The 10,876-nt window shown below is 45.1% G+C and carries 11 protein-coding genes and 1 riboswitch; of the genes, 7 read left to right on the top strand and 4 right to left on the bottom strand.

The window, feature by feature from the left end; genetic code table 11:
* The first annotated feature begins 173 nt into the window (after positions 1 to 173).
* A complete protein-coding gene (locus L4C38_RS12695; protein WP_428797920.1) occupies positions 174 to 656 on the top strand; it encodes a NanQ anomerase/TabA/YiaL family protein in 483 nt (160 codons plus the stop codon).
* A gap of 2 nt (positions 657 to 658) precedes the next feature.
* Entirely contained in the window at positions 659 to 1,024 is a 366-nt protein-coding gene (locus L4C38_RS12700; RefSeq protein WP_428797921.1) for a hypothetical protein, read from the top strand.
* A gap of 246 nt (positions 1,025 to 1,270) precedes the next feature.
* Here L4C38_RS12700 and L4C38_RS12705 read toward each other — a convergent pair whose 3' ends face one another.
* From L4C38_RS12705 to L4C38_RS12715, 3 genes are all read right to left on the bottom strand, one after another.
* On the bottom strand, positions 1,271 to 1,897 hold the full coding sequence (locus tag L4C38_RS12705; RefSeq protein ID WP_428797922.1) for a bifunctional 4-hydroxy-2-oxoglutarate aldolase/2-dehydro-3-deoxy-phosphogluconate aldolase: 627 nt from the start codon (positions 1,895 to 1,897) through the stop codon (positions 1,271 to 1,273).
* Between the two features lie 54 nt (positions 1,898 to 1,951).
* Positions 1,952 to 2,377 carry a phosphate-starvation-inducible protein PsiE gene (locus L4C38_RS12710; protein WP_428797923.1) on the bottom strand — a complete coding sequence of 142 codons (426 nt, stop codon included), beginning with the start codon at positions 2,375 to 2,377 and terminating at the stop codon, positions 1,952 to 1,954.
* Positions 2,378 to 2,477: 100 nt separating this feature from the next.
* Positions 2,478 to 3,848 (bottom strand): NCS2 family permease, encoded by a 1,371-nt coding sequence (locus L4C38_RS12715; RefSeq protein WP_428797924.1) that lies wholly within the window; start codon positions 3,846 to 3,848, stop codon positions 2,478 to 2,480.
* 67 nt (positions 3,849 to 3,915) lie between these two features.
* Positions 3,916 to 4,015, bottom strand: a riboswitch (purine riboswitch).
* Positions 4,016 to 4,377: 362 nt separating this feature from the next.
* On the opposite strand from L4C38_RS12715, the gene gmk reads away from it, so the two are divergent.
* The 5 genes from gmk to recG all read left to right on the top strand — a co-directional run bounded on the left by gmk (position 4,378) and on the right by recG (position 10,539).
* The gene (gmk, locus tag L4C38_RS12720) at positions 4,378 to 5,001 is read left to right on the top strand and encodes a guanylate kinase (RefSeq protein WP_428797925.1); all 624 of its coding nucleotides are present in this window, start codon (positions 4,378 to 4,380) and stop codon (positions 4,999 to 5,001) included.
* Between the two features lie 112 nt (positions 5,002 to 5,113).
* Positions 5,114 to 5,386, top strand: a complete 273-nt coding sequence (gene rpoZ / locus L4C38_RS12725) for a DNA-directed RNA polymerase subunit omega (protein WP_428797926.1) — start codon at positions 5,114 to 5,116, stop codon at positions 5,384 to 5,386.
* A gap of 37 nt (positions 5,387 to 5,423) precedes the next feature.
* Positions 5,424 to 7,544 (top strand): bifunctional GTP diphosphokinase/guanosine-3',5'-bis pyrophosphate 3'-pyrophosphohydrolase, encoded by a 2,121-nt coding sequence (spoT, locus tag L4C38_RS12730; protein WP_428797927.1) that lies wholly within the window; start codon positions 5,424 to 5,426, stop codon positions 7,542 to 7,544.
* Positions 7,545 to 7,612: 68 nt separating this feature from the next.
* Positions 7,613 to 8,296 carry a tRNA (guanosine(18)-2'-O)-methyltransferase TrmH gene (trmH, locus tag L4C38_RS12735; RefSeq protein WP_428797928.1) on the top strand — a complete coding sequence of 228 codons (684 nt, stop codon included), beginning with the start codon at positions 7,613 to 7,615 and terminating at the stop codon, positions 8,294 to 8,296.
* 164 nt (positions 8,297 to 8,460) lie between these two features.
* The gene (gene recG / locus L4C38_RS12740; RefSeq protein WP_428797929.1) at positions 8,461 to 10,539 is read left to right on the top strand and encodes an ATP-dependent DNA helicase RecG; all 2,079 of its coding nucleotides are present in this window, start codon (positions 8,461 to 8,463) and stop codon (positions 10,537 to 10,539) included.
* A 71-nt stretch (positions 10,540 to 10,610) separates the two neighbouring features.
* Here recG and L4C38_RS12745 read toward each other — a convergent pair.
* On the bottom strand, positions 10,611 to 10,876 hold a 266-nt coding region (locus L4C38_RS12745), incomplete at its 5' end, for an IS3 family transposase (RefSeq protein WP_428796791.1).

The raw sequence follows: 10,876 nt of genomic DNA on the forward strand, positions 1-10,876 counted from the left end.
ATGCTTGCCTTTCCCTAATCATCGTTTTAGTGAGAGGCAAGCAATTTTAATTATTCTCACTTACCCCACCAAACTAAAGTTTGATCAGCCTCTCCTTCCTCATCAAATCTGGTCAACCAATATTACTGAGCATCTTATAATTAAGCTTTCTAACACGACCGCCTAGGTGGTTAATGAGGTATAAAGTGTTTAAAGGCAATTTATCTGAGCTTGCTAATTATCAGCAACTGCCTACCAAACTGTTCAATGTAATCGCACAAGTCAAACAACAATTAAGCGAATCAACTGAGAATGGTCGCTACCCAATCGAAGGGGATGACGTGTTTTTCTTTGTTGTCGATGACAACACGCAGCTACTCAGCGCTCGAAAATCCGAATGCCATCGTAAATACATTGATGTACAAATTTTGTTGGCCGGTGAAGAGCGTTATGGTTACAGCTTGCAACCATTTCAAAGCATCGCGGAAAATATGCTAGAAAAGCGCGACATAGCATTTAGTGAAGACATTGTTGAAGAACAGTTTGTTGATCTAAGCGTCAGTGACTTCATCATCTTCAAAACTGAACAGCCACATCGCCCACTAGTGGCGATCAGTGAGCCTATGCCTGTGCGTAAAGCGATCATTAAAATTTCTAACGATTGGCTAGAGGCTTAAGCATGCATACTCTTTCTTGGAACGATAACAATATCACTCACCAAATTGCGTTGGAAGAAGAAGGACCTCACACCCGTATTGAAATGCGTATCGTCAAAAACATTGAGCCAGAAGTGATTGGCTTGAGCGTTGATTGGTCGATGGATAAACTCATTGAAGCGTGGCAAGGTGCTGCGGTACCTGTCTCGGAAGCTTTTGACGATGGTACCCTCTATTCTCAAGTGCGTGTGTTATTTAATCTTGAGAACGGCTGCGTGATTTGGTTGGTTAATCATATTAAAACGCCTTGCGGCAACAAAATGTCGACAGATCGATTGGCTTGGGTTCCCGCCATGCAAGTCAAAGATGGCAAATTAAGCGCAATCTAAACCAAAGTATTTAGCCGTTTAAACTAGCCACAATAAACCGAGCAAGAGATGCTCGGTTTTACCACCACATTGGCAGTCCATGCTCGACAGCAAAGTAAAAGATAATAGTTACTCAGTTATACCCAAGAAACTTGAAGATGCCGGCAGGCGGCAAGTAAGAAAGTCTCCTGAGCATAGGTGAACTATGTGATTGGGGCGCACGAACACAGCCAACACCGCTGCAATTTCAAGTATGACGGGTATAGACTATTTGATTAAATCTGCGGCTTCACGAGCTAAACGACCAATCTCATCCCAACGACCTTCGTTGATCAACACTTTATCGACCATCCACGTACCACCACAGGCGATCACGCGATCAATGGATAAATAGTCATTAACGTTTTTATGGCTAATGCCACCGGTTGGCATAAATTGAATTTGAGTATATGGACCAAGCAAAGCCTTAAGCATGTTAATACCACCTGATGCTTCTGCCGGGAAAAATTTCAGCGTGGTTAAGCCCATTTCAATCGCCGCTTCTACTGTACTCGGGTTATTGACGCCCGGTACGATATCAATACCAATTTCACGACATGCATTAACCGTATTAGGGTTAAAGCCCGGAGAAACCACAAACGTTGCACCTGCATCTTTAGCCGCTTGCGCTTGCTGACCATTTAGCACGGTACCAGCACCAATTAGCATATCAGGTTGCGCTTCACGCAACAGACGAATAGCCTCAACAGCAGCGTCAGAACGAAAAGTAATTTCGGCCGCAGGTAAACCATTCTCAGCCAACGCCTTACCGAGTGGAACAATATCTTGTGCACGCTCGATGGCAATTACTGGAATAACCTTAATCGCGGCAAGCTGCTGTGCAATAGTAGTCATGAGATCTTCCTTGCTATGAATTGAATTAATAATTTATAAGACTGCTGTAGTGGCTTACTCATCTTTCTCAGATGTATTGCCATCAATATAAGGCCAATAATGATGACCCACACGTATGATTAGCGTAGCTGCAGCAAGCATAAATGCCGCCAAAGACAACCACACAATCATCACTGAATCCAACTCTTTCATCCCCAATGTGATATAGCGAGCAATCGCCATCATCGCAATATAAATCGGATAGCGCACCGGTATTTTACCATTCATCACGAACTGTCCGACCATTGCCAACACTTCAAGGTAGATAAACATCAATAAAATATCGGTCAGCTGCACTCGCCTTTGCACATAGATATGTACAAACTCTTCCACCATAGCCCACACGGTAGCCAAGGTTATCGCAACGAGTAAAATCGCTTCTAGGATATGAAATATTTTAAGAAAGGGGCGACTAAAGGACTTTGGAAGGTGAGAAGGCATGATTTAAAGCTCATATATAATTAACGTCTAATGGTTAATTTTATCACGGCTTTTTGAAGATGGGATGACCCTGCATTACACAGGGTCGTTTTATTTACACTTAAAGTAACACTAGGTAGGCAAGGAACACCAAAGACAGCACATAAATTGCTGGGTGGACTTCTTTACGACGACCAGCCACAACCATAGTAAAGCAGTAGCTAATAAAGCCCATTGCCATACCGTTAGCCGGAGAAAAGCTCAGCACTGTAAACATAATGGTAAAGAAAGCTGAAATGCGTGACTCTTTTTTATCCCAATCGATTTGACCTAAACGACCGATCATATAGATACCAACCACCACCATCGCAGGGGCCACCATTGCGGCTGAGAAAATCGAGAACAGTGGATAAAGGAACAGTGCCAGCAAGAACATACCCGCCACCAATACCGCCGCCAGACCTGTCTTCGCACCTTGTGAAGAGGCTATACCTGACTCAGAAAACGCGGTGATAGAAGTAGTGCCTAAAATAGAACCAATCACAGTACCGCCGGCATCCGCAACGAGTGCTGAACGTGCATTTGGCACTTTACCGTCTTCATCAATAATACCCGCATCGCGACCAACACCGATGATGGTGCTGAGACCATCAAAGAAATCGACAATCAAGAAAATCACCACAATAAACAGTAGATCAAACCACTTATCCATCGTAATCCCAGAAAGATCGAAAATCGCACCGAAGCTGCTGTCTATACTCGGCGGCATTGAAACCATTTGATCAGGAATTGGCGCGTAGTTAGTGCCGAGCATTAAATCAGCAATGATGGTCAACGCAATTGCAGAAACAAACGAAATAAAGGTCGCCAGTTTAATATCACGCACCATACAACCGAGTGCGATGAAGATACTGATGTAGGCTATCAGTACTTGTGGGTCCAAGATATCGCCCATGCTAACCAAGATGATTGGGTTAGAGACAATAATTCCCGCATTCTTTAAGCCAAGAAACGCAATGAACAAACCGAGTGAAACGGTAATCGACAGTTTTAGATCTTCCGGCAACGATTCAATCATTGCTTTTCGAATGTTGGTCATCGATAGAATGAGATACAGCACACCAGAAAGGAAAATACCAAAAAGTGCTTCGTGCCATACCACGGCTACCGAACCGCTAAGTAACATGCCTTTAAAAAAGCCATTCATACTCATGCCCGGCGCCAACATTACAGGGTAGTTGCCCCAAATGCCCATAATCAAGGTCGCAATCGCCGCAGAGATCGCAGTAGCAGTAAAGACTGCACCTTTATCCATTCCTGGAATGCCGCCCAAAATCGCTGGGTTAACCGCAAGAATGTAGCTCATCGCCAAAAAAGTAATAAAGCCAGCATACAGCTCTGTGCTTACCGTAGATTTTCGCTCTGAGATCTTGAAGATCGATTCAAGAACATTCGATGTTTTTTGCTTATTTAAAGTAGATTCGAGACTCACAATGTAACCTTAACAACTTGATAAAATAGTAATCGGGTACACATGCTGAACAGAGAAAACCCTCGCACTCACTGCAAGGACTTACTGTAGTCACCAAGGTAGGCTCGGTGGTAGAAACATCCAGTCCAAATCACTAGATATATACAGCACGTAAACGTTTGCGCGGATTGTAATGAGTTACAATAAAAGTTCAATGCTTTTCCATCATCTAACGTGAAATAAAACAAACGCTTGCGGGTATACATACAAAAACTCACTCTCAATTAATCACCTAAGTGCATACTAACTTATTCATTCACACACTCGAAAAGATTAGCGATGGCTCTCAAATAACTAAAATCACGGCAACTACATTCACTAGCTCGGCACACTTGTTATCCTTGTAATGATCCTTATGATCGTGCTACTCTTCGCCTCCATTTTTCTGACCTATTTTTCACCGTTCAGGTGATGTTTATAGGTCAGTGCTATCTTTAAACTGTCGACTCTTCTTATTCGACACCATCCAACCGAATGTGGAACGTTACATATGGGCAAAGGTACTCTCTATATCGTCTCGGCACCGAGCGGCGCTGGTAAATCTAGCTTGATCTCAGCGATGCTGGAAACCAATCCAACATACGCGATGAAAGTATCTGTATCTCACACAACGCGCGGCATGCGTCCAGGTGAGCAAGATGGTGTGCACTATCACTTTGTGCAAAAAGAGCTTTTCGAAGAGTTAATCGAGCAAAAGCAGTTTCTTGAATACGCAGAAGTATTCGGCAACTACTACGGCACATCTCGTGTATGGATCGAAGACAATCTTGATAAAGGTATTGATGTCTTTCTAGATATCGACTGGCAAGGTGGTCGTCAAATCCGTGAGCAAATGCCTCTGGCGAAAAGCATCTTTATTCTACCGCCATCAAACGGTGAGCTAGAACGTCGCCTAAATGCTCGAGGTCAAGACAGTGAAGCTGTCATTGCAAAACGCATGGCAGAAGCAAAATCAGAAATTTCTCACTATAGCGAGTATGACTACGTTATCGTGAACGACGACTTTGATAGTGCACTGATGGACTTTAAAGCCATCATCCGTGCAGAACGATTGAAGCATGATAAACAAGCTGCTAAATATAAAGGTATGCTTGACGCTCTATTGGCTGAGTAAGGGTTCCCAAAAGCCATTCACAGACGAGGCAACGCTTTGGCTAGAATATAGTAGCTTAAGCCTGTATAATTTCTCGTCATTCAAAATTTTAGTTAACTAATTTGGAGTCCTCATGGCACGCGTAACTGTTCAAGACGCTGTTGAAAAAGTTGGCAACCGTTTCGACCTAGTACTGATTGCGGCTCGCCGCGCTCGTCAAATGCAAACTGGCGGCAAAGATTCACTAGTGCCAGAAGAGAATGATAAACCTACGGTTATCGCTCTACGCGAAATCGAAGAAGGTCTTATTACTAAAGAGATCCTTGATGCACGTCAGCGTCAAGAACAGCAAGAGCAAGAAGCAGCAGAACTGGCAGCAGTAAGCAGCATTGCTCACAGTCGCTAATCTGACTTTCTCTACAACTATCTTCCGGGCCTAAAGTTTGTATCTATTCGATAGCCTCAAAGACGTTGCCCAAGAATACCTAACAGAGCCTCAAATTGAGGCTCTGCGTCAATCTTATGTGGTAGCGAAAAATGCCCATGAAGGGCAGACCCGTTCAAGCGGGGAACCTTATATCATCCACCCTGTTGCGGTTTCACGTATCTTGGCTGAAATGCGTCTGGATATTGAAACTCTTCAAGCTGCACTCTTACACGACGTCATCGAAGATTGTGATGTCTCCAAAGAAGATCTTGAAGAAAAGTTCGGCATAACTGTGGCTGAATTGGTGGACGGTGTCTCTAAGCTGGATAAGCTTAAATTTCGTGATCGCAAAGAAGCACAAGCTGAGAACTTCCGCAAAATGGTGCTTGCCATGGTGCAAGACATCCGCGTTATTCTGATTAAGCTTGCTGACCGCACACATAACATGCGTACTTTGGGTGCTCTTCGCCCAGATAAAAAGCGCCGTATTGCACGCGAAACTCTTGAAATCTACTCACCTCTTGCTCACCGCCTTGGTATCCATAATATCAAGACAGAGCTGGAAGAGTTGGGCTTTGAAGCCCTCTATCCAAACCGCTACCGCGTACTAAAAGAAGTGGTGAAAGCCGCGCGTGGTAACCGTAAAGAGATGATCCAACGTATCCACAACGAAATTGAAGGCCGCTTAGAAGACGTTGGTCTCAAAGCTCGTGTGGTGGGTCGTGAGAAAAACCTGTTCTCCATCTACAACAAGATGAAAACCAAAGAACAGCGTTTCCACACCATCATGGATATATATGCGTTTCGCGTTATTGTCGACACCGCAGATACTTGTTATCGCGCTCTCGGTCAAGTACACAGCTTGTATAAGCCTCGCCCAGGTCGCGTGAAAGACTACATTGCAGTACCAAAGGCAAACGGCTATCAATCTATTCATACTTCCATGGTTGGCCCTCACGGCGTTCCCGTTGAAGTACAGATCCGTACTGAAGATATGGATCAAATGGCAGATAAAGGTGTTGCTGCTCACTGGATTTACAAAGGCAATGGCGATCGCACAGGTACCACCGCTCAGGTGAAAGCCCAACGTTGGATGCAAAGCCTGCTTGAGCTACAACAAAGCGCTGGTAACTCTTTTGAATTTATCGAAAACGTAAAATCTGATCTGTTCCCAGATGAGATTTACGTCTTTACGCCAAAAGGTCGCATTGTTGAGCTGCCATTGGGCGCAACAGCGGTAGACTTTGCTTACGCAGTGCATACCGATGTCGGTAACGCTTGTGTTGGTGCGCGTGTTGATCGCAACCCATACCCACTAAGCAAATCTCTGAAAAACGGTCAAACGATTGAGATCATTTCCGCACCAGGCGCACGTCCAAATGCGGCATGGCTAAACTATGTGGTGACTTCTCGTGCCCGTACTAAGATCCGTCAAGTGCTGAAAACCATGCGCCGTGAAGAGTCTATTACTCTGGGTCGTCGTCTACTTAATCACGCTTTGGGTCGCCATAACATCGATTCAATCTACCCTGAAAATATTCAAGAAGTTCTCACCGATCTTCGTTTGGATAATATTGATGACCTGTTGGCTGCTATTGGCTTAGGTGAATTAATGAGCATTGTGATCGCGCGGCGCCTACTAGGTGATACCGATGAACTCACTACCACCAGCTCAATCCCTAGCAACTCAACCAGAAAACTACCGATTCGTGGTGCAGAAGGCATTTTGCTGACGTTTGCTAACTGTTGTCATCCGATCCCTGATGACCACATCATTGCACACGTGTCTCCAGGTCGAGGCTTAGTCGTTCACCGTGAAACTTGCCCTAACGTACGTGGTTACCAAAAAGAGCCTGAGAAATACATGGCAGTGGCATGGTCTGAAGAGTACGACCAAGAATTCATTGCCGAGTTGCGCATTGATGTTCAAAACCGCCAAGGCGCATTAGCCGAACTGACCAATGTGATTTCTAAAACTGGCTCGAACATCCATGGCCTCACAACCAAGGAACGTGATGGTCGCTTGTATACCGTACTGGTAATGCTGACCACCAAAGATCGTGTTCACTTAGCAAGTATCATGCGCCGTATCAAAGCCATGCCACATACGCTAAAAGTCTTTAGACGCAAGCATTAACGCTGAATTCTCACATTCTGGCCCTTGGAATTTTTTGTTTCAAGGGCCTTATTTTTACTGCGACTGTTATGAACTTAGAACGTTACCAACGAATCCAACAAGTGCTTAAAGCACGTCAGATCGACTTAACTCTTTGCCTTGAAGAAGTACATAAGCCGAATAATGTCTCCGCTGTCGTTCGTACCGCTGATGCAACAGGGCTACATAAAATTCATGCTGTTTGGCCACATAAAATGCGCACGCTCACTCACACCTCTGCGGGTGCTCGTAATTGGGTGGAAGTGGATAATCACACCAGCATTGAAGATGCTATCAGTGAATTAAAAGCACAAGGCATGCAAGTACTGGTGACTAATCTCTCTGACAACGCGGTGGATTTTCGCCAAATTGACTACACAAAACCAACTGCGATCATATTGGGTAGTGAAAAAACGGGTGCCTCAGAGCAAGCCAAAAAACTGGCTGATCAAGACATCATCATTCCAATGATGGGGATGGTGCAATCACTCAATGTCTCAGTGGCGAGTGCGATTATTCTTTACGAAGCACAACAGCAAAGGCACGAAGCTGGCATGTACGACAACGATAAAAGCGCCTTGCCAGAAGACGTTATTCATCGCACCTTATTTGAGCGTGGTCACCCTGTTTTAGCCAAAGTTGCCAAGCGTAAAAAAATGCCTTATCCGCCACTCGATGAAGAAGGGCAGATAGTGGCAGATGAAGCTTGGTGGCAAGAGATGCAAAAAGCCTAAACACCAATCTGGCGAGTTGCTCCGCAACTCGCTCATTTTCCTCTCTCGTCTCAGTACAGCTTTAACAACTTGAAGCGAATCGCACCTGTTGGTACCAATTTAGCCTGTACAAAAACACAGCCAAATGGTTAACTATCTCTATCTTAGTTAATGAGCTTTGTGTTATGTCCCAACTCCTTTCTGCTATTCCTCTAACGTCACTCAACGGCGTGGGCGCAAAAGTCGCCGAGAAACTGGAGAAAGTCGGACTCTGCAGCGTACAAGATTTACTGTTTCACCTTCCACTACGCTATGAAGATCGCACCCGTATTTACCCTATCGTCAAATTGCATTCCGGTCTGTGGGCGGCGGTGCAAGGCAAAGTGATGAACGTCGATACCGTCTTTGGTAAACGTAAAATACTGGCAGTGAAGATCAGTGATGGTAATGGCACGCTAACACTGCGATTTTTCAACTTTACCGCAGCAATGAAAAACAACTTTGCCGAAGGGAAAACAGTGCATGCCTATGGTGAAGTTAAACGGGGTAACTATGGGCTGGAGATTATCCACCCTGACTATAAATTTTACGCCCCCAACCAACCTGCCGATATCGAGCCAAGCTTAACCCCTGTTTACCCAACCACTGAAGGTTTGCGCCAACTCACCCTGCGCAGCTTAACCGATCAAGCATTGGCACTATTAGACAAAGCAGCGGTACAAGAACTTCTACCTAATGGGCTCTATCCACAGCAAATTACGCTCGCGCAAGCGCTGCATATTATTCATCGCCCAACGCCAGATATCGATCTCACTCAGTTTGATGAAGGTAAGCACCCAGCTCAGGTTCGATTGATTATGGAAGAGCTGTTAGCTCAGAATCTTTCCATGCTGGCGGTGCGCAGTAAAGGGCAACAAGATGTCGCAATTCCATTAGCGCAGATCGACAAGTTCAAGCAGAAATTATTAGCACAATTACCGTTTTCACCCACCAACGCACAAGTACGTGTGGTGAATGAGATTGAACAAGATCTAGTGAAGCCTCATCCTATGATGCGCCTCGTGCAAGGTGACGTAGGATCAGGTAAAACACTGGTTGCCGCACTGGCAGCATTACGCGCTATTGAACATGGTTATCAAGTCGCTCTCATGGCTCCTACTGAATTGCTGGCTGAGCAGCACGCGGTTAATTTGGCCCTTTGGTTTGAAAACATGGGCATTCAAGTTGGTTGGTTAGCAGGTAAGCTAAAAGGCAAAGCCAAAGAAACTGAATTAGCACGTATCAAAAGTGGCGAAGCGCAAATGGTGGTCGGCACTCATGCTCTATTTCAAGAGCATGTGGAGTTTCACAACCTCGCCTTAGTGATCATTGATGAGCAGCATCGTTTTGGTGTCCACCAGCGATTAGAACTGCGCGCCAAAGGCGAAAAGCAAGGTAACTTCCCCCATCAATTGATAATGACTGCAACGCCGATCCCGCGTACGTTGGCGATGACCGCTTATGCTGATTTAGAAACCTCGGTGATTGATGAACTGCCACCGGGGCGCACACCAATTCAAACTGTCGCCATTCCTGATACTAAACGAGCCGATATCATTGAACGGGTACGTAATGCCTGCCTCAATGAAGGAAAACAAGCGTATTGGGTATGTACCTTAATTGATGAGTCAGAAGTATTAGAAGCGCAAGCAGCTGCCGATACCGCTGAAGAACTGCAACGCATTTTACCTGATGTCAAAATAGGCTTGGTTCATGGGCGAATGAAATCGTCAGAAAAACAAGCAGTGATGAAAGATTTCAAAGACAACAAGCTGCATCTCTTGGTTGCTACAACCGTGATTGAAGTGGGGGTCGATGTACCAAACTCTAGCCTAATGATTATCGAAAACCCAGAAAGGCTCGGCTTAGCACAACTTCATCAGTTAAGAGGGCGAGTTGGGCGAGGAACGGTAGCCAGCCACTGCGTACTTCTCTACCATTCTCCGCTATCAAAAACCGCACAAAAACGCCTGGGCGTTCTGCGTGAAAGCAACGATGGTTTTGTAATTGCACAGCGTGACTTGGAGATCCGAGGTCCTGGTGAGCTGCTCGGTACCAAGCAGACCGGTATGGCTGACTTTAAGATTGCCGACTTAGTGCGAGATCAGCGCTTAGTTCCTGAAGTTCAGCGCATAGCTCGTCATATTCATGACCGTTACCCACAAAATGCCGTCGCGATTATAGACCGCTGGCTAGGTGAACGAGATATCTACTCTAAAGCTTAACTGCATATCAGCACGGTACAAACAGAAAAGCCCGCGTATTTGAAGTGACCCCGTAAAGTTGGACATTTCTGTTAAGCGGCTTTCAAGGCCTGAGTTCGATATTCTATCGGAGTCAGGCCTTTTAGTTTCACTTTTATACGTTTGGTATTGTAGTACTCGATGTATTCTTTAATTTGCTCTATCAAATCATCTGCATCTTCAAAGCTTTGGTTGTGATACATCTCTGTTTTGAGTAAAGCAAAAAAGTTTTCAGCAACAGCATTATCCAAGCAGTTACCTTTTCTCGACATGCTTTGCGTTAACCCACTCTCCGCTACCTTTTTCTGGTACTGTCGAT

This window comes from Vibrio kasasachensis (genome assembly GCF_050337565.1).
Lineage (GTDB): Bacteria > Pseudomonadota > Gammaproteobacteria > Enterobacterales > Vibrionaceae > Vibrio > Vibrio kasasachensis.

Bases quoted from the DNA above. Each gene is read 5' to 3' on its own strand.
- L4C38_RS12695 (WP_428797920.1), top strand. From the start codon at position 174: ATGAGGTATAAAGTGTTTAAAGGCAATTTATCTGAGCTTGCTAATTAT.
- L4C38_RS12700 (WP_428797921.1), top strand. From the start codon at position 659: ATGCATACTCTTTCTTGGAACGATAACAATATCACTCACCAAATTGCG.
- L4C38_RS12705 (WP_428797922.1), bottom strand. From the start codon at position 1,897: ATGACTACTATTGCACAGCAGCTTGCCGCGATTAAGGTTATTCCAGTA.
- L4C38_RS12710 (WP_428797923.1), bottom strand. From the start codon at position 2,377: ATGCCTTCTCACCTTCCAAAGTCCTTTAGTCGCCCCTTTCTTAAAATA.
- gmk (WP_428797925.1), top strand. From the start codon at position 4,378: ATGGGCAAAGGTACTCTCTATATCGTCTCGGCACCGAGCGGCGCTGGT.
- rpoZ (WP_428797926.1), top strand. From the start codon at position 5,114: ATGGCACGCGTAACTGTTCAAGACGCTGTTGAAAAAGTTGGCAACCGT.
- trmH (WP_428797928.1), top strand. From the start codon at position 7,613: ATGAACTTAGAACGTTACCAACGAATCCAACAAGTGCTTAAAGCACGT.
- recG (WP_428797929.1), top strand. From the start codon at position 8,461: ATGTCCCAACTCCTTTCTGCTATTCCTCTAACGTCACTCAACGGCGTG.